Genomic DNA, 25,594 nt, shown 5'->3' with positions numbered 1-25,594 from the left:
TCCGCCCCACCACGTCAGGCGTGCCGAGGTCGCCGAGCCGCCCACACCGTGGACGCCTGCTCCCGCCCGGCGCCCTCGGCTGATCCCGGCTCGCCGCACAGCGCACTGGTCCTGCGGGAGCACATCCGTGATCATCGGAGCATGCCGGCCGCGAACTCCCGTGCCGCCACGGTCGCCGTGGTGCTCACCGTCCTCTTCCTCCTGCTGCTGACCCTGATCGCGGTCGACTGGCACCCGCTGCTCTCCTTCGACCGAGGGGTGGACGACACGCTGCACCGCTGGGCGGTGGCGCACCACGGCTGGACCAAGGCGAACCGGGTGCTCACCGACTGGATCTGGGATCCCTTCACCATGCGGGCGCTGCTGCTGGCGGCCGTGGCCTGGCTGCTCTGGCGGCGGGAGTGGCCGCTCGCGCTGTGGGTGGCGCTCGCCACGGCGCTCGCCCTGGTGCTCCAGCAGGGCGTCAAGGCCGCGGTGGGCCGGCAGCGGCCGGTGTGGCCGCACCCGGTCGACTCGGCGAACAACGCCGCCTTCCCCTCCGGGCACGTGATGACCGCCACCGTCGCCTGTGGGCTGCTGCTGTGGCTGGCCGCCCGGCACGGGGTGCGGGGCCCGGTCTGGCGCCTGCTGGTGGGGCTGGCGGTCGTGTCGGTGCTGGGTGTCGGCTTCACCCGGGTGTATCTGGGAGTCCACTGGCCCAGCGACGTGCTGGGCGGCTGGCTGCTGGGCGGTGCGCTGGTGGCCGCCGCGATCGCCGCGTATCCGGCGTTCGCGGCACGCTTCGGCGCGCCGGTACGTCCGTACGACGAAAGGCGTCCTCGATGAGCAACCTCGACCTACGGCCCACGGCAACGGTGTGCGGGGGCCGCGCGGAGGTCACCGCGGAGCCGGTACGCGACCTGCTGCCGGGCAGGAACGTACCGCTGGGCGAGTCCACGGTGGTGCGCCGCCTGCTGCCCAGCCTGGGCCGGCGCATGGTGGGTGCCTGGTGCTTCGTCGACCACTACGGACCGGACGACATCGCCGAGGAGCCGGGGATGCAGGTCCCCCCGCACCCCCACATGGGCCTGCAGACGGTGAGCTGGCTGCACCAGGGCGAGGTCCTGCACCGGGACAGCCTCGGCAGCCTGCAGACGCTGCGACCCGGTGAGCTGGGCGTGATGACCTCGGGCCGGGCCATCTCGCACTCCGAGGAGTCCCCCGGGGAGCACGCCCCGTTCCTGCACGGCGCGCAGCTGTGGGTCGCGCTGCCCGACAGCGCCCGGCACACCGCCCCGAGCTGGGAGCACCACTCCGCCCTCCCCCAGGTCAGCGGCGGCGGTCTGGAGGCCACACTCATCCTGGGCGAGCTGGACGGGGCGGTCTCCCCCGGCACCACCTTCACCCCGCTGGTGGGCGCCGACATCACCCTCACGGCGGGAACCGACACCCGGCTGCCGGTCCAGCCGGACTTCGAGTACGCGGCACTCACCATGTCCGGGGAGTCCGTGGTCGACGGCGTACCGCTGAGCCCCGGCTCCCTGTTCTACCTGGGCTGCGGGCGCCGGGAACTCCCCCTGCGGGCCGACGTGGACAGCACCTTGATGCTGCTGGGCGGTGAGCCGTTCGAGGAGCGCATCGTGATGTGGTGGAACTTCATCGGGCGGTCGCACGACGAGATCACCCAAGCGCGGTGGGACTGGATGAACACCGACCGCTTCGGCGAGGTACAGGGCTATCCCGGCGACCGACTGCCCGCCCCCGAACTCCCCAACACTCCCCTCAAACCGCGCGGACGTGCACGCTGACCTGCGCATTCGGCCGGCGAAGAGGCGGCAAGCGAACCCACCGCACCCCCGCCTCAGCACTCTCCCGCGAACCCTCGACCCAGCCCGTATGGCGCTCGTCTCGTGCGGCCTGACCGTCACAGCCTCTGGCCATCTGCAACGACGTCTGGTCGAACTCATGCTGACCCAGTGCTGACCTTACCGACCCTGCATCAGGTGTCTCGGAATCGTCGAATCATCGGGGCTCTGGGTATTCCGCCTCCAGGCGCTCGGCGGGAGGCGTTCGGTAGCGAACCGGCCTGGTGTGGACGGTCACATAATTCCCCACCGACTTGGTCACGTGATTCCCCAGGCGCTCGCTAACCGTGCCTACGGGGGAGAGGTTCCGGGGCAGCCCAGCTGAGTGCGGCGTCCGTCGATCGGCCCGTGCGGTGCGCTGCTGTGCCGAAACAGGTCGCATCCGGTGCGGCCGATGATCTGCTCGTCGGGGCGGGACCTACGCTGGCTCCATGGAGATCGCCAAGCTGTCCGCCGCGGCGCGGGCCCGACGGAGCGCCGAGATGCGGGAGTTTCTGCGATCGCGGCGGGCTCGGGTAACCCCGGCCGATGCCGGCATGGCGGTCGGTGACGTGCGTGGGCGGCGCACGCCCGGGCTGCGTCGCGAGGAGGTCGCGGTGCTCGCCGGGGTGGGGGTGTCCTGGTACACGTGGCTGGAGCAGGGCCGGGAGATCAACGTCTCCGCGGACGTGCTGGATGCGATCGCCCGGGTGCTGTGGATGGACGGTGCCGAGCGTGAACACCTCTATCTCCTGGCCGGGTTGAACCCGCCGCAGGCGCCTGCGAAGTCCGGTCGTCGGGTCCCGGACGAGCTGCGCCGGGTGATCGACTCCTGGCTGCCCCGCCCCGCCTACCTGATCGACCGGCACTGGAATCTGGTGGCCGTCAACCGTGCGGCCGAGCTGGTCTTCGGCTACCACGAGCACGACCACAACTGCTTGGTGACCTTCTTCACCGGCGCCCGCTATCGGTCCTCGCTGGTGCACTGGCGGGATGCCGCGCAGGTGATCGTCGGCCAGTTCCGAGCGGACGCCGCACGCTACCCGGACGATGTCGAGTTCGGTCAGCTCGCGGCGGACATGTGTGCCGCCAGCCCGGAGTTCGCCGAGATCTGGGCCGAGCACCGCATCTGTGATGCCACGTCGGGCAGCAAGGCCGTCGCCCACCCGGAGGCCGGCGAGCTCATCTTCGACTACACCACCTTGACGCTGCCCGACCTCCCCGGCCACCGCCTGATACTGCACACCCCGGCGACGGGCACGCAGTCGCAGGAACGGCTGGCCGCCCTGTTGGGGGCCGCTGTCCCGCAGCTCGACTGACCGCCCGCCCCCTGGGCGCAGATGACCGGACGCTGCCCGAGACGCACCCGTGCGGCGGTGCTCCGTCGACCGCTGGCCGCGAAGGTGGTGGTGACAGACCCATGTTCGTCCCGCACTGCTGATCCTCGGCTGCCCGGCGGAGGATCATCCGCATGAAGCGACTCAGCAATCGAACAATCCTGATCACCGGCGGCACCTCCGGCATGGGCCTGGCCACCGCCCGCCGCCTGCTCGACGAGGGAGCCTACGTCGCCATCACCGGACGCGATGAGTCCCGGCTGGCCAAGGCGGCAGCCGGCCTCAACGCAGGGGAACGCCTGCTGACTGTGCGTGCGGACGCCGCGAACCTGACCGACCTGGAGGTCCTGATGCGCCGCATCGAGACCTGGCGCGGCAGTCTGGACGCCGTCTTCGCCAATGCCGGTACGGGCGTCTTCAAGCCCAGCGCCGACGTCACGGAAGCCGACTTCGACCACTTGACCGACGTGAACTTCAAAGGTGTTTTCTTCACTGTCCAAAAGGCCCTGCCGCTGCTGAAAGAGGGCGGCGCGATCGTCCTGAACGCCTCCTGGACGCTGTATCGCGGGCTGCCGGTCGCTTCCGTTTACTCGGCAACCAAGGCTGCTGTCCATAATCTGGCCCGCACCCTCGGCTCCGACCTGGCCCCGCGCGGCATCCGCGTCAACTCCGTCAGCCCCGGCTACATCGACACCGAGATGTACCGCGGTGCCAACGTCGACCCCGAGGCCGACGCGCGCAACGCCGCGCAGGTGCCGCTCGGCACCGTCGGTCACGCCGATGAGGTCGCCGCCGCCGTGGCCTTCCTCGCCTCCGACGACGCCTCCTACATCACCGGTCAGGACCTGGTGATCGACGGCGGCCTGGTCGGCTCCGTGCCCAGCCTCTGACGCCACGAGGAGCCACCGCCCGCCGCGGGAGCACCGCACCCCAGGGTGTCCGGGCGGGCCGAGCCGACCTGCCGGGGTGGAGTCAGTCGAGTGGGTGGAGGGGGATGTCGAGGTAGGACTCGACGCCCTCCGGGAAGGTGATGTCGAGGGTGAACACCGGGGTGGTGGTGTTGGCCGTGGTGAAGAAGGGGTCGTGGGTGTCGATGACCGGCTGGAGCCGGCGGTCCTTGGCCAGCAGGTAGTGGGCGGGCTGGAGGGGGAAGGTCACGGTGGCCGTGCCCGCCTGCCCATCAGTGAAGGCGCAGGGGCAACCGACATGGTTGTGCACGCCTTTGGTGGCACAGATACAGGAATGCGGACGAGGGGTCGCACACATGCTCACCCTGGCAAGATCGGCCCGGGGACGCGTTCCGCACCGACCCGGTTCCCGCCGGGGCCGCCGCCGGGCGGGCTCTCATCGGGCGTCCAGCACCGCGACCCCGGTGATCCGGCCTGCCGCCAGATCCGCCAGGGCCCGGTCGGCCTCGTCCAGCGGATAGCGGTTCAGCCGTACCGCGGGACGCAGCTCGGCCGCCTCGGCGAGGTAGGCGCGGCCGTCCCGCCGGGTGTTGGCGGTGACGCTGCACAGCGTCCGCTCCTGGAACAGATGCCGGTCGTAGTCCAGCGGGGGCACTGCCGTCAGATGGATTCCGGCCACCGCCAGGGTGCCGCCCCGGTCCAGTGCCGCCAGGGCGGCCGGCACCAGTGGCCCGGCGGGCGCGAAGAGGATCGCGGAGTCCAGCGGCTCCGGTGGCGCGGTCCGCGAGGCGGAGGCCGCGCCCAGCTCCAGGGCGAGGTGGCGGGCGGATTCTGAGCGGGTGACCACATGCACCACGGCTCCCCGGGCGAGGGCGAGTTGCGCGGTCAGGTGGGCCGAGGCGCCGAAGCCGTAGAGGCCCAGCCTGCCTCCGGAGGGCAGTCGGCTCCGCTCCAGGGCGCGGTAGCCGATGATTCCGGCGCAGAGCAGGGGCGCGGCCTCCTCGTCGGTCCAACCGTCCGGGACGCGGTAGGCGTACCGGGCGTCCACCACGAGGTGGTCGGCGAAGCCGCCGTCGATGTCCCAGCCGGTGTAGCGGGAGTACGGGCACAGGTTCTCCCGTCCGGTGCGGCAGTAGCGGCAGTCGCCGCAGGTGCCTGCCAGCCAGGCGGCTCCGACCCGTTCTCCGGGGTGGAATCCGCTCACCCGCTCCCCGACCGCCTCCACCCGTCCGACCACCTCGTGGCCCGGCGTGCGGCGGGGGGCGCGGGGCGGCAGGTCGCCCTCGGCCAGATGCAGATCGGTGCGGCAGACGCCGCAGACGCGGACCCGGATGCCCAGCTCGTACGGGCCGGGCGGGGTGGTGCCGCGCGTCACCAGCCGAAGCGGTCCGGAGGCGATCGGCCCAGGCCGCTCCACGACCCAGGCTCTTGCCGTCGACGCCGTCCTGCCCGCTGCCCTGGAAGCCATCACCCCTCCTCACCCACGGCGCGCCGCTGCCCTATCAGACGGGCGGACGATACGTATCGGGTCGACGCCCCCAGCCCGCCGTCCCCGACCGGCTCACCGCTCCGGCGCGCAGCCGGTGCCGAGGGGCCCAGGGGCCCTGCCCCGACTGGCCTCGCGCCCGCGCTCCACCCACTGCCCAACGTGCCCGCGTGCCCGCGATCCCGCGCGCCATACTCCCGCGCCCCGCTCCCGCACACCCGATGCACCCGCGCCCCCACGGAACCCGCTCCCGCACACCCGGGGGCCCCGCCGGCGCCCCCGCGCCGCTCACGGCGGCTTGGCGACCACGACCTCCGCCGGGCGGAGCAGTTGGGCGCCGACCCGGTATCCGGGGCGCACCACCTCGGCGCACACCGCGCGCTCCACCCGCTCGTCGAGGTCGCACCCGAGGGCCTGGTGCAGCGCCGGGTCGAAAGGATCGCCCACCGCGCCGAAGCGCCGCAGGCCCAGCGCCGCCAGTTCGCTCCGCAGTGCCTCCGCGACCTGCCGGAACCCGCCGGTGACCGCGCCCTGCGCCTCGGCGGCGGTGAGCGCGTCGAGGACCGGCAGCAGTCTGTCCAGGACGTTCGCCACGGCGATCTCGCGGACCGCCAGCCGGTCGCGGCGGACGCGCTTGCGGTAGTTGTCGTACTCGGCCTTGACCCGGCGCAGATCGGCGGTGCGCTCCGACAGCTCGTCGCTCAGCCGCGCCTGCGGGGACGCCGCGGGGCCGGGCGCCGGGGCCGCGGTCCGCCCGGCCGGTCGCCGCCGGGTCGCCGGCGGGCCGGGGAGCGCCGCGGGCGGGTGGCGGCGCCCGTCCTGGACGACGGTCAGCGGCGCGCCGCCGCGGTCGGTGCCGGTGGGCCGGTTCATCCCTCGCCTCCCTGCTGCTTGTCCTCGTCGATGATCTCCGCGTCGACGACGTCATCGTCCGTACCGGTGCCCGTATCCGTGCCCGAGCCGCCCGGTGCGGAGCCGGTGCCGCCCGCGCTCTGGCCCTGGGCCTGGGCGTACAGCGCGCTGCCGATCTTCTGCGCCGCCGTGGCGGCCTTCTCGGTGGCGGCGCGGATCGCGCCGGTGTCCTCGCCCTTGAGCGTCTCCTTGAGCTCCCCGACCGCGGCCTCGACCTCCTCGCGCACCTCGCCGGGGATCTTGTCCCGGTCGTCGCGGATCAGCTTCTCGGTCTGGTAGACGAGCTGCTCGGCCTGGTTGCGGGTCTCGGCGGCCTCGCGGCGGCGGTGGTCCTCCTCCGCGTACTGCTCGGCCTCCTGGCGCATCCGGTCGACCTCGTCCTTCGGCAGCGAGGAGCCGCCGGTGACGGTCATCTTCTGCTCCTTGCCGGTGCCCAGGTCCTTCGCGGCCACGTGCATGATGCCGTTGGCGTCGATGTCGAAGGTGACCTCGATCTGCGGGACACCGCGCGGGGCCGGCGGCAGGCCGGTCAGCTCGAACATGCCCAGTCGCTTGTTGTACGCGGCGATCTCGCGCTCGCCCTGGTAGACCTGGATCTGCACGGACGGCTGGTTGTCCTCGGCCGTGGTGAAGATCTCCGAGCGCTTGGTCGGGATGGTCGTGTTGCGCTCGATCAGCTTGGTCATGATGCCGCCCTTGGTCTCGATGCCCAGGGACAGCGGGGTGACGTCGAGCAGCAGGACGTCCTTGACCTCGCCCTTGAGGACGCCGGCCTGGAGCGAGGCGCCGATGGCGACGACCTCGTCCGGGTTCACACCCTTGTGCGGGTCCTTGCCCGTCAGCTCCTTGACCAGGTCCGTCACCGCGGGCATCCGGGTCGAGCCGCCGACCATGATCACATGGTCCACGTCGGCGACCTTGATCCGCGCGTCCCGCACCGCGTTGTGGAACGGGGTCTTGCAGCGCTCCAGCAGGTCGGCGGTGAGCTGCTGGAACTGGGCGCGGGTGAGCTTCTCGTCCAGGTGCAGCGGGCCCTCGGGGGACGCGCTGATGTAGGGCAGGTTGATCGTGGTCTCGGTGGCCGCCGACAGTTCGATCTTGGCCCGCTCGGCGGCCTCGCGGAGCCGCTGAGCGGCCATCTTGTCCTTCGAGAGGTCCACCCCGTAGGCGTTCTTGAACTGCTTGACCAGGTAGTCCACGACCCGCTGGTCCCAGTCGTCACCGCCGAGGTGGGTGTCGCCGTTGGTGGCCTTGACCTCGACCACTCCCTCGCCGATCTCCAGCAGGGAGACGTCGAAGGTGCCGCCGCCGAGGTCGAAGACCAGGACCGTCTGGTCGCTCTCCTTGTCCAGCCCGTAGGCGAGGGCGGCGGCCGTCGGCTCGTTGATGATGCGCAGCACCTTCAGGCCGGCGATCTCCCCGGCTTCCTTGGTCGCGGTGCGCTGGGCGTCGTTGAAGTACGCGGGGACGGTGATGACCGCGTCCGTCACGTCCTCCCCCAGATACGCCTCCGCGTCCCGCTTCAGCTTCTGCAGCACCCGGGCGGAGATCTCCTGTGCGGTGTAGTGGCGTCCGTCGATGTCGCCCGAGTCCGGGAAGCGCCAGGACGCCTCGCCCATGTGGCGCTTCACCGACCGGGCGGTGCGCTGCACGTTGGTCACCGCCTGGCGCTTGGCGACCTCGCCGACCAGGACGTCTCCGTTCTTGGCGAAGCCGACCACCGAGGGGGTGGTCCTGGCTCCCTCGGTGTTGGTGACGACGGTGGCCTCACCCGCCTCCAACACGCTGACCACCGAGTTGGTCGTACCGAGGTCGATTCCCACTGGTCGTGCCATGGTGCACCTCCGGGTGGGCTCACCCGCGCGCGCCCACGGCGGGAAACACCCTTGACATCCTGCATAGAACGCCCCCGGCGCGGAGTCAAACCGCCTTCGGCGGAGGCGGGGCCCCGGGCACGTACGGTGGGGAGGCGCACACTTTCGGCGAGTACGGGCGCCGCGGCCCGCGCGGGCACGGGGCACCCGCCGGGGAACGGAGGCGGGAGGTCGCGCCAGGGATCAGGGGTGCCATCGGTACAGCACCTCGGGCACCGGCCAGGCCCCGCGGCCGTCGGTTTCGGACGATCCCCCGTTTCGTCCGAAACCGACGACTGCTGAGGCGACCCGCGCTGCCCGGCGACGGGCGGGACCATATACGATGCGCTGAGTATATTGGCCTGCAGCCAGTCAACGCAGGAGTTTCAGGATGTCCCCCCGCAGCGCATCGGTCAATGAGGAGTTGCGCCGACGTTCCCAGGCGCGCCTGTTGGAGGCGACGGTCGAGCTGGTCGACGAGCGTGGCTACGAGGCCACGACGCTGGCCGACATCGCCGACCGGGCCGGCGCCGCCCGTGGCCTGGTGTCGTACTACTTCCCCGGCAAACGGCAGCTGTTGCAGTCGGCCGTGCACCGGTTGATGCACCAGGAGATGGAAGCCGGGCTGAATCGGGAGCCGCTCACCACCGACGGGCGGGAGCGCCTGGCTCGGGCGATCGACGCGATCCTGGGGCTGGCCCGCGACCGGCCGCGGCTGATGCGTACCCATATGGCGGGGATCCTCACCGCCGAGGGCTTCGTGCAGTGCCCCGAGCAGCAGCGTCTGGCCGATGTGTGGCGCCGGACGGTGACCGAGTTCGGCTCCACCGACCCGGAGGCGGACTATGTGCTGCTGCGCGCGCTGTTGATGGGCGCGGTGGTGGCGATCCTGCTGCCGGGTGCGCCGATGGCACCGGAGCGGCTGCGCGCCGAACTGTTCCACCGGTACGGGCTGGACTGGTCGCTGGGCGCCCCGCCGTGCCCGGAACCGCCCAGCGGGGCGCCCTCGCGTTCCGAGGGCTGAGGTCCGTCTCGGCCCGGGCCGTCCGACCCGGGCCGGGCGGCGGTCAGCGGTAGTCGGGCTGGGTCTGCACGTTGAGCTCGTCCAGGTGGACGCGCTTGGCGCCGTCGGTGCGCTTGTCGTCGATGCGCAGCACGTCGAAGCCCTTGGCCATGTCGTTCGAGTAGATGTGGCCGTTGTAGTAGTACGCGGACCAGGAGCCGCCGACCGACAGCTTGTCCGCGGATATCGGCCCGCGCTCGAAGTAGCCGATCTCCTTGGGGTGCGCGGAGTCGGTGAAGTCCCAGATCGAGACGCCGCCCTGGTACCAGGCCTGGACGGCGATGTCCCGGCCCTTGACGGGGATCAACGAGGCGTTGTGGGCCACGCAGTTCTCGGTGTCCGCCTGGTGGCGGGGGATCTTGTAGTAGCTCCGGAACACCAGCTTGCGGTGGTTGCCCTTGCCGACGATGTCGTAGATGCCGTCGGCGCCGCGGTCCGAGCCGACCTCGGCGTTGCAGGTGGCTCCCACGCCGCCGCCGAGTTCGTCGGTGAACACCACCTTGGTGCCGCGCTGGTTGAAGGTGGCCGAGTGCCAGAAGGAGAAGTTCTCCAGGTCCTCGACGCGGTCGAGCACCCTCGGCTTCGCCGGGTCGGAGATGTCCATCAGGATGCCGTCGCCCATGCAGGCACCCGCCGCCAGCTTCAGCTTGGGGAAGCTGGTGATGTCGTGGCAGCCGCTGGTGGGCACCATGTCCGGCTTGTCGCTGTCACCGGGGTTGCCGCCGTCCGGGAAGAGCACCGGGAAGTCGATGACGGCCGACCGCTCGGGGTGCTCCCGGGGCACCTTGACGATGGAGATGCCGTCGTGCGGCGGCTGGCAGTCGGGGAAGGCCGCGTTGGGCGAGTACGAGGAGACGTACACGTAGACGTTCTTGCGGTCCGGCACCAGGGTGTGGGTGTGCGACCCGCAGGCGGTCTCCACCGCGGCCACGTACCGGGGGTTGGCCTTGTCGGTGATGTCGAAGACCTTGATGCCCTCCCAGGAGGACTTCTCGGTGGCCGGCTGGGTGGTGCTGCTGCAGGAGTCGTCGCTGCGCGAGGAGTCGGTGGACAGGAAGAGCAGGTTGCCCGAGACCGAGATGTCGTTCTGCGAACCGGGGCAGAGCACCTGACTGACGGTGCGGGGCGCGGCGGGGTCGCTCACGTCGTAGACGACGAACCCGTCGTAGTTGCCCGCGAACACGTACTGGTCCTGGAAGGCCAGGTCGGAGTTGGTGCCCTTGAGTGCCTGCTTGGGCAGATTGGCCAGGTGGGTCACGTTGTCGCTGTGCACGACCTCGTCGACCCCGGGGATGTCCGCGTCGGGCGCGGCGGCGGCCGGTCCGGCCACCAGGAGGGACGCCACCAGGCCGAATGCGGCAAAGGTCGCGCCGAGGTATTTATGCCGTGCCGTTGATCTGAGCCACGACTTCACTGCACACTCCCTGGATTCCGTTCGGGATGGAACCATCAGTCCGCAGTATCGCGCCATGCATGTACACCTCAATAGATGGCAACAGAAACGTCATGGATTCTTCTCCCCACCGGACGCCGCCGAGGCCCGAGGACGATCGCGGCCGCGGTCCGGCCGGGCCGTTCCTGCCGACCCCCCTGGAGGTCCCCGTGGTCACCGTGTTCACCCGGCGTACGACGGCGCGCTCCGGCGTCCCCGCCCTGCTGGCCGCCCTCGCGGCACTGTCGCTCGCGGCGACCGGCTGCTCCTCGGACGGCGGTTCGGCGGACGGCAAGGGCCGCGGCCCGGCGGTGATCGCCCCGGGCAAGCCCGGCGAACCCGCCCGGACCCTCTCGGCCGAGGAGGCGGCCGAGTCCGGTGAGGACGACACCCCCAACTCCGCCGACTTCCGCTACATACGGATGATGATCACCCATCACCGGCAGGCCCTGGTGATGGCCGCGCTCGCCCCCGACCGGGCGGAGTCCGGCCGGGTCAAGAAGCTGGCGGAGCGCATATCCACCGGCCAGAGGCCGGAGATCGAGGCGATGAAGGGCTGGTTGGTCGAGTACGCCGAGAACGACCCCGGGCAGGGACACTCGGCGCACGACCACGAAGCGATGCCCGGCATGGCCACCGAGAAGCAGTTGGAGCAGCTGCGCGCGGCCCATGGAGCGGCCTTCGACACGCTCTTCCTCAAGCTGATGATCCGCCACCACACCGGCGCGGTCACCATGGCCACCGAACTGCTCACCTCGGGCAACAACGTCAGGGTGGAGGAGATGGCGAACGAGGTGGTCTCCCAGCAGAGCGCCGAGATCGAGCGGATGCGCCGGCTGGGCTGACCGCGGCGGCGGACCGGGGACGAGTGGCCGACGCGGCGGAGGGCCGGGTACGAGTCGCGTACCGGGTGCCGGTGGCGGACCAGGCACCAGGACCGGTGCGGCGGGCCCCTGGCGCGGGAGTGCGGCGGGGCGGCCGGCCGGCGGGGCGTGATCGCCGGGGCCCGGGCCGCCGTGCCGCGCCCCGGGTCGCGGACGCCGGGGGCGTCCGGGGCGGGTGGCAGGACTCACACGCTGAGCCGATAGAGTGACGGATCGTGGCTGCACGACGACCGTTGAACGAAATCGTAGAGGCCGGCTGGGCCGAGGCCCTGGCGCCGGTGGCCGAACGCATCGCGGCGATGGGCGACTTCCTGCGCGCCGAGATCGCCGCCGGCCGGACCTACCTGCCTGCCGGCGGGCATGTGCTGCGCGCCTTCCAGCAGCCGTTCCACGAGGTGCGGGTGCTGATCGTGGGCCAGGACCCGTACCCCACCCCGGGGCACGCGGTGGGCCTGAGCTTCTCGGTGGCGCCCGAGGTGCGGCCACTGCCGGGCAGCCTGGAGAACATCTACCGCGAGATGCACACCGACCTCGGCCATCCGCGGCCCGCCAACGGCGACCTCACCCCCTGGACCCAGCAGGGCGTGCTGCTGCTCAACCGGGCGCTGACCACCGCGCCCCGCAAGCCCGCCGCGCACCGCGGCAAGGGCTGGGAGGAGGTCACCGAGCAGGCCATCCGCGCCCTGGTGGCCCGCGGCGGCCCGCTGGTGGCGATCCTGTGGGGCCGTGACGCCCGCAACCTGCGCCCGCTGCTGGGCGAGGTGCCCAGCGTGGAGTCGGCTCACCCCTCCCCCATGTCGGCCGACCGGGGCTTCTTCGGCTCCCGGCCGTTCAGCCGGGCGAACGAACTGCTGGTGCGGCAGGGTGCGCGGCCCGTGGAGTGGCGACTGCCCTGAGCCACCCGGCGTCCCGGCCGCCGCCGCTGCCCGCGAGGGCATCCGCCCGCCCGGGACACCCTCCCTCAACGCGGTGTCTCGACTGCTGGTCACGGGGCGTACGACCGGTAGTCTGCGCAGCATGACCACGCATCCGAACACTCCTGCGGGCTGGTACGCGGACCCGCAGGGCACCCCGAACCTGCTGCGCTACTGGGACGGCGCCCAGTGGACCCCGCACACCCACCCGGGTCAGCCGGGCCAGGTGCCCCAGCAGCAGCTTCCCGCCGACCCGACCAAGATCCAGCGCCAGGTGCAGAAGCAGGCGGGCGTCACCCCGGTCATGGGCGGCGGGGGCACGCTGTTCAGCGAGCCGGTCCTGGTGGTGAACCAGAAGGCCAAGCTGATCGAGCTCACCAACGAGTACAGCGTCTTCGACCAGCACGGGCAGACCCTCGGCACGGTCGTCGAGGTGGGCCAGAGCGCGCTGAAGAAGGTCGCGCGCTTCGTCAGCAGCCTCGACCAGTTCATGACCCACACCCTGGAGATCCGGGACGCCTCCGGGCAGCCGCAGCTGGTCCTCACCCGCCCGCGCAAGTTCATGAAGTCCCGGGTGCTGGTGCAGCGTCCGGACGGTCAGCCGGTGGGCGAGATCGTCCAGCAGAACGTCATCGGCAAGATCAACTTCTCCATCGAGTCCGGCGGCCAGACGCTCGGCGCGATCAAGGCCGAGAACTGGCGCGCCTGGAACTTCGCCATCGTGGACCACACGGACACGGAGGTCGCCCGGATCACCAAGACCTGGGAGGGCCTGGCGAAGACCATGTTCACCACGGCCGACAACTACGTGCTGCAGATCCACCGGCCGCTGCAGGACCCGCTGCTGAGCCTGGTCATCGCCACGGCGCTGACCGTGGACACGGCGCTCAAGCAGGACGCCCGCGGATTCGGCTGAGCCGATGGGAACCCCGGAGCACACCTCAGGGGCACCCGGGACCGCGGTCCTGGGGATCGATTCCGGCGGCTCGGGCCTGCGGGTCGCCGTCGCCCGCGCCGAGAGGCCCGACGAGCCCGCCGTGTGGTCCTCGGCGACGCCGGTCGCGGTCGGCGCCCAGGGCATCGACGCGCACGGCCTGCTCGCCCAGGTGCTGCCGGCCGTCCAGGACCTGGCGCGCCGGGTCGGGGCCGAGCGGATCGGCGCCGCCTGCGTGGGCGCCGCCGGCATGGCCTCCCTGGGCGACGGTCTGCGGGCCGTCCTGCCCGCGGCGCTGGCCGATGCCCTCGGCGTCGGACGCCTGGCGCTGGCCGCCGACGGGGTGACCGCCTACGCCGGCGCCCTGGGCCAGCGGCCCGGCGCGGTGGTGGCCGCCGGCACCGGCCTGATCGCGCTGGGCACCGATCTGGTCAGCGGCTGGCGGCGGGCCGACGGATGGGGCCATCTGCTGGGCGACTGCGGCGGCGGGGCCTGGATCGGCCGCGCCGGGCTGGAAGCCGCGCTGCGCGCCCACGACGGGCGCGCCGGAGGCTCCCCCGCGCTGCTCGCCCGGGCCGAGGCGGTGTTCGGCCCGATCGGCGAGCTGCCCGGCCTGCTCTACCCGCGCACCGACCGGCCGGCCGTGCTGGCCTCCTTCGCCCCCCAGGTGGGCGGCTGCGCCGGAACGGACCCGGTGGCGGACCGCATTCTGCGCACCGCCGCCCGGCACATCGCTCAGGCGGCGCAGGCGGTGTGCCCGCCCGCCGAGCGGACGACCGCGGGGGACGGCCCCGATGCAACCGGCGCGGCCGTGGCACTGACCGGCGGGCTGACGGGGATGGGCGAGCCGCTGCTGGGCCCGCTCCGCGCCCAGCTGGCCGCTCTGCTGCCGCACGCCACCGCGGTGGCACCGGCGGGCGATCCACTGGCCGGCGCCCTGGGGATCGCGGCGGCGCTGGCCGACGGCACCCTTCGACTGCCCGCCGACCCCGCGCTGCTGACCGTCCGCCAGCTCGGCGCCGGCCATAATCCGGCATAGCGGGACGTACGTCACCGAGTCGTACCCTGCCCCAGCCAGGGGGCACCCGGAACGACTAACATGCGGCGCCATGAGCTCCCCCACCGGGCCCGCGTCCGGCCTGCCTGTACGAACCCCTCGTCCCCGTCAAACCGGACGGCACCGCCGCCCGGAGCCCGCGGCCGCCCCGGCCGGCGCACCGCCCCTGGTGCTCGTCGTGCCGGGTACGCCCGATGCCGACGCGCGCCGGCTGGCCGAGGAGATCCTGAGCATCGCCCGCTCCGAGTTGCCGGGCCTGGATGGCCGGATCGCCTACGCCGAGGGGGACGACGAGGAGTTCCCGCAGCTGGGCACGGTCCTCAAGCAGGCCGGCACGGAGCGCGAGGACCGGGTCCGCCGAGCCGAGGCCGCCACCCAGGCCGCCGCCGAGGAGCTGCGCGCGGTGGCCGAGGCCGAGGGCGTGGACCCCGCCGAGATACCGTTCGACGACTCCCAGGTGCGGGCCGCCGCCGAGGGGCCCGGGGCGGTCGTGGTGCCGCTTCTGGCCGGCCCGGACACCGAGCTGCAGCAGCGGATAGCCCAGGCCGCGGACGGCAGCGGCACCACCGTCGAGACCACCGACGTCCTCGGCCCGCACCCGCTGCTCGCCGAGGCGCTGCACGTGAAGCTGTCGGAGGCGGGCCTGGCCCGCGCGGACCGCGCCCGGCTGTTCACCGTGGCGACCGCCGCGGACGGCATCGTGCTGGCCACCTCGGGTGGGCCGGAGGCTGCGAAGGCCGCCGGGATCACCGGCATGCTGCTCTCCGCGCGCCTGGCGGTGCCGGTGCTGGCGGCCGCCCTGGACGAGCCCGGCGAGGTGGTGCGGGTGGCCGAGCAGCTGCGCTCCTCCGGTTCGACGCGGCTGGCGCTGGCCCCGTACCTGATCGGCCCCGAGATGGCGCCGGACGCACCCGCCGCGGCCGCCGAGGAGGCCGGCTGCGCGGCGGCGGAGCCGCTGGGCGCCTACCCGGCGGTGGGCAAGCTGGTGCTGTCCCGGTACGCGGCGGCCCTGGGCGTCTCCCTCACCGCGAGCTGACCGGCCCGGCCACCACCCGGCACACGACGGGGCCCTCCGGATCACTCCGGAGGGCCCCGTGCCTGTCTGCCCCACCTGCGGGCGGCGGGTCCCGCCGGACCCGTGAAGCGTCAGGGTGTCATCAGGGAGCCGTGCGGGCTCGTCCGGTCACCCGGGTCACCCGGCGCCCCCGGGGCCTTCCCCCGCGGGCCGTACGGGCCGCTCAGGCCATGGCGTCGCTGCGGGCGCGGGGGCCCGAGCGCAGCGGCGCGGCGAGGCCGGCCAGGGCCGCCTCCAGGCTGTGCAGATGGGCCAGCGCGCGCTCGGCGCCCGGGTGGTGGTGGGCCTCGGTGGCGTGCGCCGGATCCGCGGCGGGCGCGGTGCCCGGGGTGACCAGCCGGTGGACGGCGGCCTCGACCCGCTGGCAGGCGGCGGTGAGCCGGGCGTCGTGCGAGGCGTCCGGGTCGGCGGCGATCTCGGCGAGCCCGCGCACCTGCCGGGCGCAGTCGTCGAGCAGCACCAGCACCCGGCGGGCGCGGGCCTTGCGGGCGCGCATCGGGTTGAGCGGGTGCAGCAGCGGGCCCAGGGACAGCCGTACCCGGCCCAGCAGCAGCTCCAGCTCGGCCACGGCGGGAGCCGGGTCCGCGCCGGTGTCGCCGGCGATCCGCCGGGCGGCCTGGGCGGCGCACTGCCGTACGCAGCGCAGGGCGCGCTGGATCCAGGCGTCGGTGGCGGCGTGCGTGGTGATGGGCAGCACGACCGCCACGGCGAGCCCGGCGCCGAGCGCGCCGACCAGGGTCTCGCCGAATCGCAGCGCGAGCAGCCCCGCGTCCAGCACTCCGAGCAGGCCGTAGAGCAGGGACGCCAGCACGGTGACGAAGAACATCATCCAGCTGTACGACGGCCCCGCGCTGTAGAAGATGCCGAACACGCAGACGGCCAGCAGCACCGCGGTCGGCACCGGGGCCCCGTGCAGCGGTATCGCGACGACCAGTCCGGCGGCGAGGCCGCACACCGTGCCCAGCACCCGGCGGAAGCCGCGGACCAGCGTCTCACCGCGGGAGGCGGTGTTGACGAAGATCCACCAGGCTGCGCCGACCGCCCAGTACCAGCGCTCCGGGAAGAGGGCCTGGGCGACGGCGAGGGAGAAGCCGCAGGCAGCGGTCGCCTGGAGGGCCAGCCGGGTGGTGGGGTGAGCCAGTCCGCGCCCGCCGAGCGGGGCGGGGGCGGCCGGCGGCAGGGTGCGGCGTTCGATGCGCCAGAGCCCGAATTTCACGAGCGCCGCCGCGAGCATCGCGACCAGCACCGCGGCCGACAGCTCGGCCAGCTGCTCGGGCACCGGGTGCAGGAACTGGGCGGCGAAGAACATCATGAACGCGAAGATGCCCAGCGCGTTGCCCCGCGGCCCCCAGCGGCGGGCGGCGACCCCGCAGCCGATCACCGCCAGGAAGACGGCGTCGCGCAGCAGCGGCTGCCCGTGCAGGGCGGTGGCCGCCGCCAGCACCGGCAGTCCGGCCACCGGCAGCAGCGCGGTGGTGACGGCCTGGCGGGCGACGGTCGGGTCGGCGACGTTGAAGAGGGCCAGCAGTGCGGCCAGACCGGCGGTGATCGAGGCGGGCAGGGACAGACCGCATAGTTCCGCCGCGGTGACGGCGAGGCCGATGCCCAGGACCGCGCGTACGGCGGTCCGCAGTCTGAGCAGCCCGGGGTCGGGGCTGACGAACATCCTCTTCAAGGGTGCGCGATGTCCTTCCTGCCGGAACGGGTCCCGAGATGAGCAAAGGCGCTGCGGGGGTCCCGCAACGCCATCGAGGTGGCAAGGAAAACATCCAAGGGGAGACTGGCTCAAGTGTGTCCCTTTTGGCTGGGCCATTGGCACAGTGAATACGGGTTCACCTGGGCCACGACCGTGCCGTTGGCCCGGCTCCGCGGGCCGCGGCGAGGGGCGGGGCGGTTCGGCGGCCGTCCGCCCCGGTCCCGTACCGGCTGACGACCGGTGCGCGGCCGCCGTCGGGGCCGGGGCACGCGGACAGGCACGGCCCCTGGACGCGTCCGAGGCGGCCGGGTCCCTGGATAAGGTCGGGGTGAGTGATCACATCAGCCCGCCGTCGCCGGCCCGGCCGCCGGGAGGGCGTTCGTATGAGCCCCGCCTGCGGCGGTGGACCCGGCCGCGGAGAAGGAGCCATGGCAGTAGACGCGCTCGACGCGCGCATCCTGCGGCTGCTGCTGGAGCAGCCGCGCACCAGTGTGCGGGAGTACGCCCGGCTGCTGGGGGTGGCGCGCGGCACCCTGCAGGCGCGGCTGGACCGGTTGGAGAGGGACGGGGTGATCACCGGCAGCGGGCCGTTCCTGTCCCCCGCCGCGCTGGGCCATCCGGTGCTGGCGTTCGTCCATATCGAGGTGACCCAGGGGTATCTGGACGAGGTGGGGGACGCGCTGGCCGAGGTGCCGGAGATCATCGAGGCGTTCTCGATCACCGGCGCCGGGGACCTGCTCACCCGGGTCGTGGCCCGGGACAACGGGCATCTGGAGGATGTCGTGCAGCGGCTGATCCGGCTGCCCGGGGTGGTGCGCACGCGAACCGAGATGGCGCTGCGCGAGCGGGTGGCGTACCGGGTGCTGCCGCTGGTGGACGCGGTCGGCCGGGTGGCGGCCGGCGACACACCCCGCCACCGGTCCTGAGGGCCGCGCTCCCTTGGCATGCTGGGCCCGGTGAGCCCCTCCGCCGTCTCCGACCCCCGCGGCGCCGTCGTCTTCGACCTGGACGGCACGCTGGTGGACAGCGAGCACCGCTACTTCGAGGCGGCGCGCGAGACCCTGGCCCGGCACGGGGTGACCGGTTTCGGCTGGGCCGAGCACAGCCGGTTCATCGGCATCGGCACCCGCGAGACGATGGAGGCGCTGCGCGCGAAGTACCGGATCGACGCCGATGTGGGGGAGCTGCTGGCCGAGAAGGACCGGCGCTATCTGGAGTCGGCCGCGGCCGGCACGGTGGTCTTCCCCCGGATGCGCGCCCTGGTGGAGCGGCTGCACACGGCGGGGTACCGGCTGGCGGTGGCCTCCGGCTCCTCCCGGGCCGTGATCGAGGCGGTGCTGACCGGGACCGGGCTGGCCGCGCTGCTGCCGGTGTCCGTCTCGGCCGAGGAGGTGGCCCGCGGCAAGCCGGCGCCGGATGTGTTCCTGGAGGCCGCGCGGCGGCTGGGCGCGGAACCCGCGGAGTGCGTGGTGGTGGAGGACGCGGCACCGGGTGCGGAGGCGGCGCGCCGGGCGGGGATGCGCTGCATCGCGGTGCCGTATCTGCCCCGGACCGCGGACGATCCCGGGTTCGCCGGGGCGGGGCTGCTCTTCCCGGGCGGGCAGGGCGAGTTCGACCCGGACGCGGCCTACGCCTGGATCGAGGGCGGCGGCTGACGCCTCGGCGGACCGCGCCGGCCCCCAGCGCCGCACCGTCATATGAACGGATGAGACGATGCGCTCGCTCGATTCCGACCAGAAGATGGGGGCCTCTATGGAACAAGCACGTGGGGGTAGAGCGGTGCGGCGCTGGGGGGCGGCGGTCATCGCCTCCGCCGCGGCACTGTCGATGGCACTGCCGGCCACCACCGCACAGGCGGCATCCGGTCCGTCCGGCATCCAGGCCAAGGGCGCGTACCTGCTGGACAGCGGGGCCAACAAGCAGCTGTGGGCCAAGAGCGCGGACACCAAGCGGCAGCTGGCCAGCACCACCAAGATCATGACCGCGGTCGTGGTGCTGGACACCAAGGGCGTGGACCTGGACCGGAAGGTCACCGTCAAGCAGTCCTACCGGGACTACGTGGCCCGGGAGAAGGCCAGCACCGCCGATCTGAGGACCGGTGACAAGGTGACGGTCCGGCAGCTGCTGTACGCCATGATGCTGCCCTCCGGCTGCGACGCCGCGTACGCCCTCGCCGACACCTTCGGCAAGGGCGACACCCTGGCCAAGCGCGCCAAGTCGTTCATCGGCCAGATGAACAAGAAGGCCGAATCGCTGGGGATGAGGAACACCCGGTACGACTCCTTCGACGGCATCGTGGCCAGCAACGGCAACTACAGCACGCCGCGCGACCTGGCGAAGCTGGCCCGGCACGCGCTGGGGAACAAGACCTTCGGCACGGTGGTCAAGACGACCTACACCGAGCAGAAGGCACCCGCGGCCAACGGCCGGACCAGGATCTACTCCTGGGAGAACACCAACAAGCTGCTGGGCTCGTACAACGGGGCCATCGGCATCAAGACCGGCACCGGCAGCGTGGCCGGCAAGTGCATCGTCTTCGCCGCCAAGCGCGGCAGCCGCACGGTGGTCGGGGTCGTCCTCAACGACGCCAACCGCTACCCGGACGCGAAGAAGATGCTCGACTGGGCGTTCGGCACCCGCACCGCGGTGAAGTGGCGCCAGCTCTCCCCGGCCGCCCAGCGCGACTGAGCGGTACGGCCGGACCGTACCGGGGGGATCGCGCCCTCGCCGCGGTCCGGCCGTGGCGGCCGCCATGGGCGCTCGGACAGTGAGCTTCCGCCGCAACCGGGCAGGGCCATCTCACGGATTCGCATCGGGCGCGGACCGCAGGTCGGACAGCAGGAGGTCCAGTTCTCGCTCCTCTTCGACCCGGACGCCGGCCTCTGCGAGCGCCGTGGCGAGGTGGGGATCCCACGGGGTCCGGGTCGGTGCGCCGGTGAGGGGTGTGGGTGCGAGTTTGGAGCCGCTTCCGGCCAGGGCCGCTCGATAGTCGGCGGCGGTGTACCGCCAGGGACGCCAGGGGACGCGGCGCAGCAGGGCACCGGCGATCCGGAGCCCGCCCCAGTCGAAATCGCCGTGGTACCGGAAGGTCGAGCCGTTGCCGTGCAGATGGCGCAGCAGGGCGAAGGCGGCGGCCGAGGGCTGGCCCTGGAGGCAGATCAGAGGCGGGCAGGCAGGGCCCAGGGTGTCCGCCGCCGCAGCGAGGACGGCCGGGTTCTCGCAGATCCGCACCACTGGTGAAGTGGTGGAGGGTGGCCGTCGGATGAGCTGGCGAAGTGTCAGGACGGACGGTTCCCCCTCGTGGGCCATCCAGTCGAGGGCGGGGGTTCCCTGCAGGTTCAGGGTGAGGACCGTCGAGGACAGTTCGTCCTTCAGCAGGCCCGCTGACGCCCATGCGTTCCGCCGCCATTCGGCGCCGCTGCCGTCCGCGAACCCGGTCAGCGCGCGGACCCCGGACAGCGTGAGGGTGGCGTGCGGGGTGCCGTCGTCCAGCGCGTGGGCCGAGCCGAGGGTGCGGGCGGCGAAGGCGGCCAGTGATACGGCGGAATCGGCCGGAAGCGCGCGGAGAGCGGCGTGCACTCCGGTGAGCAGGGTGTGTGCGGATTCGGGGGTGCGGGCCAGGCGCCGGGCGAGGCCCCCGGTCCGCACCCTGGCGGCCCAAGCGGCTAGCTCGGGCCGGTCCCGTACGAGCGCGTCGAGGGGTGCGTACGCCCGATCCCAGGCGGCCTCCTCTTCTGCCCTGACCTGGGCGAGCGGGGTGATGGGGCCGATCAGCGCCGTGACGGCGGCGGCGAGGCCCTCGGGGCTGATGCCCGACCGGCGCAGCACGGCGTCGACCGCCTCCAGTCGTACGGTGAGGGAACGGCCGCCACCCGGGGGTCGGGCCAGCAGCCGTTCGACCGCGGATCGCTGGTCAGAGGTGGGGGTGGCCAGGGAGACGACACCGGTCAGGGGGCGCCCGGCCACGAGCCGGCCGCGCACCCGCTCGACGAGCCACTCGAGTTCCGGCACACCCAGCAGGCGGCGCAGCCGGGGCAGGTCGGCCGCGGCGTGCGTGACCGGCTCCGGTACGGCATCGGATGCCGCAGGCCGGCCGTAGGTCAGCTCCATCGGGGCTGCCGTTGCGGCCGATCTGCCGCGTCCGGTACCGGTTGCCGCGCGGGGTCCTCGCGGCGCTGCCGTCGTGCACCGTCCCACTCCCATCGGGTGACGTGCACCGCCGCCACGTCGTCGATCCTGGACAGCTGGGCGATGGCGATGCCGGGGACCTGCGGGTAGCAGGCCCATTCCCGTTCGCTGGTCATCACCACGTCGAGGTCGAAGGCGCTCAGCAGGCCCAGGCACTTGGCTCGCGAGTCGTCGTCCACTCCCGCGAACGCCTCGTCCAGGGTGACCAGGCGGGGGGCGTGCGGGCTGCCCGCACTGGCGTAATGGGAGGAAGCGGCGGCGAACAGCGGCACCGACACGGCGAGGACGCGTTCGCCGCCGGAGGCGGGGCCGGTGGCCGGGATCCAGCGCCCGTGCTGGTGGCGTTCGACCCCGAACTCGTGCCAGGAGCGGTAGTCGAGCGCGGCGGTGAGGTGTTCGAGCCAGCTGCCCGAGCCGTCATCGGACTGCTGCCGGGCGATCTGGTCCTGGAGGAACTCGCCGACCGCCACGCGGTCTTCGGTGGTCCACGCGTCGGCGGACTGGCGCAGCCGCTCACGGGCCTGGGCGAGTCCGGGCGGGGCCTTGCGCGAGGGGCGCCACATCAGCCGCAGTCTCATGCCGGTAGAGGTGGGGCGGTCCTCCAGCTCGGTGTTCATGTCCCGCACCTGGCGCTCGGCCGCACCAATGAGTTCCTGCAGGGTGCCTGCGACCTCGGTGACCAGGTGGGTTTCGAGGATCTCCCGTTCGTGCGCGGACAGGATGCGGGTCAGCTCGCCAACCTCCGTGGCGAGCGCTTCGGCGAGTTCGGGTACGGCCCGCTCGCGGCCCCGGTACACGATGTCGACGACCATGCCGTCCTCCACCATGCGGGCGGAGGCGCTGTGCCCGTGCCGGGAGAGGGTGTCCTGCAAGGTTTTGAGCTCTTCGCTGAGTCGGCGTTGGACGCGCTCCCAGGCGGCGTCCGTGTCGTCGACCGAGGAGAGGCGGGTCTCGGCGGCGCGGGCGAACGCGACGGCCGGGGTCGCGGCCCAGGGGCCGTCGTCCGCTGCGGGGACCGCGAGTTCGGGCAGCGCGACCGCGACCAGGCCGGTGTCCGTGAAGCGCTGGAGCGCGGCGATGGCCTCGGCGCGTGCGCCGACGGCTTCCGTCAGATCCTCCTCCAGCTGTTCGATCCGCCCCTCGGCCCGGCCGGCCTCCCGGTCCGCCTCCGTGTGGCGCCGCAGGGCGGTCTTCCGGTCGGCCTCGCAGGTCTGCTGCGCCTCGGCGGTCTCGGCGAGCCGTCGTTCGAGTTCGGCGACGGCCGCACCGACGGTGGAGCGCAGGGTCAGGTGGCGCTCGTCCGCCGCCGCCGCCTCACGCTCCGCTTCTTCCGCCCGCTGGGCGAGGTCCTCGGCCCGCCCCTGGGCGTCGGTTGCCTCGGCGCGCTCGTCCTCCACCTGGCGCGCGGCCTCGCCGTGTTCGCGCACCGCGGGCCACAAGGCGGCCAGCGCGGCGGCGAGAGAACCGAGGGCGTGGCGCACGGCGGTCAGCCCGGCCCGGTCGACCGGTAGCCCCAGGTCGGTGGCGGCCTCGGTGAGTTCGGTGGCGGCACACTCGGCCTTCCCGGCCGCCTCGGCCACTTCGGCGGCGCGCTCCTGGCAGCGCATGCGGGCCTTGCTCGCGGTGTCGGCGGCGGCGCTCACCAGCGCGTGTGCCCGCGTGAGCGGCGATTCGTCGGGTACGGAGGCGAGTTCGATGTCGAGCGTGCGGCGGCGGCCAGTGATCGCTTTGGATCGGAAGGCAACGGCTTCCGACTCTTCGTGCAGGCGGGCGAGTTCGTGCTCGATCACGGTGATGCGGGCCTTCCTCGCCGCCTCGCGCGCGCCTTCGCCGATGTACGCGGCGGCGGGCTTGTTCCAGGTGCCGGTGAGCGCGCCGACACGGAAGCGTCCGTCCGCCGCCACCCACGTCCCGGCTCCTCCCCCGCCGCCCAGGCCGATGGCGGCGAGCAGGCCGCTCACCGCCGCTTCGTCCAGGGTCGCGGTCCGCCGGTCGCCGTGGTCCATGGCCGGGCGCAGCACCTCGGCCAGCGAGGGGCCGCTGATCGGTCCGGGCGACGGGGCGAGCAGGACGTCGTGCCCGTTCGCGGCGAGGGCTGAGCCATCGGGGAGCACCCAGGCGTCCAGAAGACCGGAGGCCTCGAGTGCCGCCTCGAGCCCGGCTCGCTCGGGTTCGGGCAGCTCGTCACGGAAGTCGACCAGGCGCCACAGCGGGGCGCCCGGCAGTTGTTCGCGAAGGCCCGGGGTGCGGGTCGCGGGGGGCTGGGGCTCGCGTCCGCCGCCGGCTTCGAGGGCGGCGAGCTCCCGTCGCGCCTCGTCGGTGCGCTCCGCCAGTTCCGCGGCCCGTCGGGCGGCTTCGGCCGCCTGGTCGGCCAGGTCGGCCGAGCGGACAGTGTGCGCCCTGGCCGCGTGGACGCGTGCCGGGTAGGGGCCGTCGAGGTGGCGGGTCCACTCCTGGAGTTCGTCGAGGAGGCCGGTCTCGTCGGGGTAGGCCAGCTCCTCCCAGGTCCCGGCGCGTTCGCGTACGGCGTCCAGCAGGGCCCCTCCGGCCCGCGCGGCGTCCTCCTCCGCCGCACCGTGCGATGCGGCGGCCAGGGCGAGGTCGGTCTCCGCCTCGTCGAGACGGCCCGAGGCCCGGCGGTGCGCGGCGGCGGCCCGCTCGGCTGTTTCGAGGAGGTCCTCGACATGGGCGAGGGAACGCTGGGCGCGGCCCGCCGCGTCCTCGACGGCGCGCCGCATTCCGGGCTCGGGCAGCCGATCGTCCAGCGGCAGCGTGATGTGCGCGGCGGTGGCGTGCTGCCTCGCCTGGGCAAGGACTTCCCGGACTCTGAGCCCCGCGGCACGGAGTCGGTTCCCGGCGGCGCCGAGCCGCCCGATCGCCTTGGTGTGGAGGGCGGCCGCCTGCCGCCCGTCCTCCCGCGCCCGGTCCGCCGCTCGCGCTGTTCGCGTCACGGCCAGCGCGGCGTGCTCCAACTCCCGCGCGTCGCGCATCTCGGGCGCCTCGCGCAAGGCCTTCTCCTGGGCCCGCAGGCGTTCCGCGGTCCCGGCCAGGGAGCTGATCTCCTCCTGCGCCGCCGCCCGCCTCTGCTCGGCGACGTCGCGGCGCTTGTGCGCCTCGGTCAGATCCCGTTGCACACGCTCGTAGCGTGAGTGCTCCGCCCGTGGGAGCCGCGCCCGGCGGCGGGTGGCGATGCGGGCGTAGCGCCGGTAGTGCTCCAGAAAGGCGGAGGCGGCCCGTTCCGCGGCCAACGCGGCGGCCAGCTCGTCCTTCTCCTCGTCCAGGGAGCGGAAGGCCTCGGCCACATCGGCGATGACGGCCTGGTCCATGGGCGGCAGGGCCTCGGTGAGGGCGCGGGAGAGGGCGGCTTCGTTGGGACGCTTGGAGAGCTGGGGCTGGCGCAGCTGGATGAGCAGGTCGACCAGGGCGGCGTACCGCCGCTCACCGAGGCCGAAGAGTGCTTCGTCGACGGCCCTGCGGTACGCCTTGGCCTGGTCGTACACCATGCCGTGTGCGGCGATCGCCTCGGCGAGCCGGTCCCGGGACAGGGCCGTGCCGGTGGAGTCGAGCAGCCGGAGGGTCTCCTGCCCGGGCTCGGTGGAGCCGTGGTCGACGCGCTGGCGGGTGACGGCGTACCAGTGGCGGGCGATGCCCCTTCCCCTGACGGCCTTCAGCCCGCACAGCAGCGTACGGAAGTGCTGCTCACCGGTGGTGTCGTCGAGCCTGCCGAACTCGATCCATGTGTAACCGAGCCGTTCGGAGTGCGGGTGCTCGCCCCCGAGGAGCAGGTTCCACTCCATCCGCTTGCCGGGATCGCCGTCGGGTTCGACGCGGCGGGGGCTCAGGTCGCCGTCGAGCAGGAACGGCAGGGTCAGGGCGAGCACCTTGGACTTGCCGGTGCCGTTGTTGCCGCGGAGCAGCAGGCGCCCGTCCCGGAAGTGGAACTCCTCCACGTCGTAGTGGAACAGGTCGACGAGGCCGATGCGCAGGGGCTGCCAACGGGAGCGCCTGGGGGTGGGGAGGCGGGTCACGAGG

At 73.1% G+C, this 25,594-nt stretch carries 21 protein-coding genes; 13 read left to right on the top strand and 8 right to left on the bottom strand.

Going from position 1 to position 25,594, the window contains the following annotated elements; translation table 11 throughout:
• Nucleotides 1-141: 141 nt before the first annotated feature.
• The 4 genes from E4099_RS02190 to E4099_RS02175 all read left to right on the top strand — a co-directional run bounded on the left by E4099_RS02190 (nucleotide 142) and on the right by E4099_RS02175 (nucleotide 4,050).
• Nucleotides 142-825 (top strand): phosphatase PAP2 family protein, encoded by a 684-nt coding sequence (locus E4099_RS02190; protein WP_135337172.1) that lies wholly within the window; start codon nucleotides 142-144, stop codon nucleotides 823-825.
• A complete protein-coding gene (locus E4099_RS02185; protein WP_135337171.1) occupies nucleotides 822-1,787 on the top strand; it encodes a pirin family protein in 966 nt (321 codons plus the stop codon). The genes E4099_RS02190 and E4099_RS02185 overlap by 4 nt, the downstream gene beginning before the upstream one ends.
• 488 nt (nucleotides 1,788-2,275) lie before the next feature.
• On the top strand, nucleotides 2,276-3,142 hold the full coding sequence (locus E4099_RS02180) for a helix-turn-helix transcriptional regulator (protein WP_135337170.1): 867 nt from the start codon (nucleotides 2,276-2,278) through the stop codon (nucleotides 3,140-3,142).
• Between the two features lie 152 nt (nucleotides 3,143-3,294).
• The gene (locus E4099_RS02175; RefSeq protein ID WP_135337169.1) at nucleotides 3,295-4,050 is read left to right on the top strand and encodes an SDR family NAD(P)-dependent oxidoreductase; all 756 of its coding nucleotides are present in this window, start codon (nucleotides 3,295-3,297) and stop codon (nucleotides 4,048-4,050) included.
• Nucleotides 4,051-4,132: 82 nt separating this feature from the next.
• On the opposite strand, the gene E4099_RS02170 is transcribed toward E4099_RS02175, so the two are convergent.
• From E4099_RS02170 to dnaK, 4 genes are all read right to left on the bottom strand, one after another.
• Nucleotides 4,133-4,378: a hypothetical protein gene (locus E4099_RS02170; protein WP_167828272.1), complete on the bottom strand. Its 246-nt coding sequence runs from the start codon at nucleotides 4,376-4,378 to the stop codon at nucleotides 4,133-4,135.
• A 126-nt stretch (nucleotides 4,379-4,504) separates the two neighbouring features.
• Complete coding sequence (locus E4099_RS02165; protein WP_135337167.1) at nucleotides 4,505-5,536, bottom strand: zinc-dependent alcohol dehydrogenase family protein; 1,032 nt, start codon at nucleotides 5,534-5,536, stop codon at nucleotides 4,505-4,507.
• A gap of 306 nt (nucleotides 5,537-5,842) precedes the next feature.
• Nucleotides 5,843-6,427: a nucleotide exchange factor GrpE gene (gene grpE, locus E4099_RS02160; RefSeq protein WP_135337166.1), complete on the bottom strand. Its 585-nt coding sequence runs from the start codon at nucleotides 6,425-6,427 to the stop codon at nucleotides 5,843-5,845.
• The gene (gene dnaK / locus E4099_RS02155) at nucleotides 6,424-8,301 is read right to left on the bottom strand and encodes a molecular chaperone DnaK (protein WP_135337165.1); all 1,878 of its coding nucleotides are present in this window, start codon (nucleotides 8,299-8,301) and stop codon (nucleotides 6,424-6,426) included. The genes grpE and dnaK overlap by 4 nt, the downstream gene beginning before the upstream one ends.
• A 409-nt stretch (nucleotides 8,302-8,710) precedes the next feature.
• Between dnaK and E4099_RS02150 the strand changes: the two genes are divergently transcribed.
• Nucleotides 8,711-9,343, top strand: coding sequence for a TetR/AcrR family transcriptional regulator (locus tag E4099_RS02150; protein WP_135337164.1), 633 nt, complete (start codon nucleotides 8,711-8,713; stop codon nucleotides 9,341-9,343).
• Nucleotides 9,344-9,386: 43 nt separating this feature from the next.
• Here the strand turns inward: E4099_RS02150 and E4099_RS02145 are convergent, their stop codons facing one another.
• Nucleotides 9,387-10,853: an LVIVD repeat-containing protein gene (locus E4099_RS02145; RefSeq protein ID WP_386390875.1), complete on the bottom strand. Its 1,467-nt coding sequence runs from the start codon at nucleotides 10,851-10,853 to the stop codon at nucleotides 9,387-9,389.
• A gap of 140 nt (nucleotides 10,854-10,993) precedes the next feature.
• Here E4099_RS02145 and E4099_RS02140 point away from each other — a divergent pair, with 140 nt between their 5' ends.
• The 5 genes from E4099_RS02140 (at nucleotide 10,994) to E4099_RS02120 (ending at nucleotide 15,639) form a co-directional block, all read left to right on the top strand.
• Nucleotides 10,994-11,659 (top strand): DUF305 domain-containing protein, encoded by a 666-nt coding sequence (locus tag E4099_RS02140; RefSeq protein ID WP_245244517.1) that lies wholly within the window; start codon nucleotides 10,994-10,996, stop codon nucleotides 11,657-11,659.
• Between the two features lie 254 nt (nucleotides 11,660-11,913).
• On the top strand, nucleotides 11,914-12,594 hold the full coding sequence (locus E4099_RS02135; protein ID WP_386390872.1) for a uracil-DNA glycosylase: 681 nt from the start codon (nucleotides 11,914-11,916) through the stop codon (nucleotides 12,592-12,594).
• Between the two features lie 121 nt (nucleotides 12,595-12,715).
• Complete coding sequence (locus E4099_RS02130) at nucleotides 12,716-13,528, top strand: LURP-one-related family protein (RefSeq protein WP_135337160.1); 813 nt, start codon at nucleotides 12,716-12,718, stop codon at nucleotides 13,526-13,528.
• A gap of 4 nt (nucleotides 13,529-13,532) precedes the next feature.
• Nucleotides 13,533-14,585 carry an N-acetylglucosamine kinase gene (locus tag E4099_RS02125; protein ID WP_135337159.1) on the top strand — a complete coding sequence of 351 codons (1,053 nt, stop codon included), beginning with the start codon at nucleotides 13,533-13,535 and terminating at the stop codon, nucleotides 14,583-14,585.
• A 70-nt stretch (nucleotides 14,586-14,655) separates the two neighbouring features.
• Nucleotides 14,656-15,639, top strand: a complete 984-nt coding sequence (locus E4099_RS02120; protein WP_135337158.1) for a sirohydrochlorin chelatase family protein — start codon at nucleotides 14,656-14,658, stop codon at nucleotides 15,637-15,639.
• 202 nt (nucleotides 15,640-15,841) lie between these two features.
• Here E4099_RS02120 and E4099_RS02115 read toward each other — a convergent pair whose 3' ends face one another.
• The gene (locus E4099_RS02115; protein WP_135337194.1) at nucleotides 15,842-17,344 is read right to left on the bottom strand and encodes an FUSC family protein; all 1,503 of its coding nucleotides are present in this window, start codon (nucleotides 17,342-17,344) and stop codon (nucleotides 15,842-15,844) included.
• A 458-nt stretch (nucleotides 17,345-17,802) separates the two neighbouring features.
• On the opposite strand from E4099_RS02115, the gene E4099_RS02110 reads away from it, so the two are divergent.
• The 3 genes from E4099_RS02110 (at nucleotide 17,803) to E4099_RS02100 (ending at nucleotide 20,062) form a co-directional block, all read left to right on the top strand.
• Nucleotides 17,803-18,300: an Lrp/AsnC family transcriptional regulator gene (locus E4099_RS02110; protein ID WP_135337157.1), complete on the top strand. Its 498-nt coding sequence runs from the start codon at nucleotides 17,803-17,805 to the stop codon at nucleotides 18,298-18,300.
• Nucleotides 18,301-18,318: 18 nt separating this feature from the next.
• Nucleotides 18,319-19,029, top strand: coding sequence for an HAD family hydrolase (locus E4099_RS02105; RefSeq protein ID WP_135337156.1), 711 nt, complete (start codon nucleotides 18,319-18,321; stop codon nucleotides 19,027-19,029).
• Nucleotides 19,030-19,126: 97 nt separating this feature from the next.
• Nucleotides 19,127-20,062, top strand: coding sequence for a D-alanyl-D-alanine carboxypeptidase family protein (locus tag E4099_RS02100; protein ID WP_135337155.1), 936 nt, complete (start codon nucleotides 19,127-19,129; stop codon nucleotides 20,060-20,062).
• Nucleotides 20,063-20,173: 111 nt separating this feature from the next.
• Here E4099_RS02100 and E4099_RS02095 read toward each other — a convergent pair whose 3' ends face one another.
• A complete protein-coding gene (locus tag E4099_RS02095; protein ID WP_135337154.1) occupies nucleotides 20,174-21,484 on the bottom strand; it encodes a TIGR02679 family protein in 1,311 nt (436 codons plus the stop codon).
• On the bottom strand, nucleotides 21,475-25,594 hold a 4,120-nt coding region (locus E4099_RS02090), incomplete at its 5' end, for a TIGR02680 family protein (protein ID WP_245244513.1). The genes E4099_RS02095 and E4099_RS02090, both read right to left, overlap by 10 nt.

The organism is Streptomyces palmae (genome assembly GCF_004684805.1).
In the GTDB taxonomy this organism is placed as follows: domain Bacteria; phylum Actinomycetota; class Actinomycetes; order Streptomycetales; family Streptomycetaceae; genus Streptomyces; species Streptomyces palmae.
This window is presented reverse-complemented; position numbering and strand designations above follow the sequence as displayed.

Coding starts and splice junctions, on each gene's coding strand:
- E4099_RS02190 (WP_135337172.1), top strand. CDS start 142: ATGCCGGCCGCGAACTCCCGTGCCGCCACGGTCGCCGTGGTGCTCACC.
- E4099_RS02185 (WP_135337171.1), top strand. CDS start 822: ATGAGCAACCTCGACCTACGGCCCACGGCAACGGTGTGCGGGGGCCGC.
- E4099_RS02180 (WP_135337170.1), top strand. CDS start 2,276: ATGGAGATCGCCAAGCTGTCCGCCGCGGCGCGGGCCCGACGGAGCGCC.
- E4099_RS02175 (WP_135337169.1), top strand. CDS start 3,295: ATGAAGCGACTCAGCAATCGAACAATCCTGATCACCGGCGGCACCTCC.
- E4099_RS02165 (WP_135337167.1), bottom strand. CDS start 5,536: ATGGCTTCCAGGGCAGCGGGCAGGACGGCGTCGACGGCAAGAGCCTGG.
- grpE (WP_135337166.1), bottom strand. CDS start 6,427: ATGAACCGGCCCACCGGCACCGACCGCGGCGGCGCGCCGCTGACCGTC.
- dnaK (WP_135337165.1), bottom strand. CDS start 8,301: ATGGCACGACCAGTGGGAATCGACCTCGGTACGACCAACTCGGTGGTC.
- E4099_RS02150 (WP_135337164.1), top strand. CDS start 8,711: ATGTCCCCCCGCAGCGCATCGGTCAATGAGGAGTTGCGCCGACGTTCC.
- E4099_RS02145 (WP_386390875.1), bottom strand. CDS start 10,853: ATGGCGCGATACTGCGGACTGATGGTTCCATCCCGAACGGAATCCAGG.
- E4099_RS02130 (WP_135337160.1), top strand. CDS start 12,716: ATGACCACGCATCCGAACACTCCTGCGGGCTGGTACGCGGACCCGCAG.
- E4099_RS02125 (WP_135337159.1), top strand. CDS start 13,533: ATGGGAACCCCGGAGCACACCTCAGGGGCACCCGGGACCGCGGTCCTG.
- E4099_RS02120 (WP_135337158.1), top strand. CDS start 14,656: ATGAGCTCCCCCACCGGGCCCGCGTCCGGCCTGCCTGTACGAACCCCT.
- E4099_RS02115 (WP_135337194.1), bottom strand. CDS start 17,344: ATGTTCGTCAGCCCCGACCCCGGGCTGCTCAGACTGCGGACCGCCGTA.
- E4099_RS02110 (WP_135337157.1), top strand. CDS start 17,803: ATGGCAGTAGACGCGCTCGACGCGCGCATCCTGCGGCTGCTGCTGGAG.
- E4099_RS02105 (WP_135337156.1), top strand. CDS start 18,319: ATGCTGGGCCCGGTGAGCCCCTCCGCCGTCTCCGACCCCCGCGGCGCC.
- E4099_RS02100 (WP_135337155.1), top strand. CDS start 19,127: ATGGAACAAGCACGTGGGGGTAGAGCGGTGCGGCGCTGGGGGGCGGCG.
- E4099_RS02095 (WP_135337154.1), bottom strand. CDS start 21,484: ATGGAGCTGACCTACGGCCGGCCTGCGGCATCCGATGCCGTACCGGAG.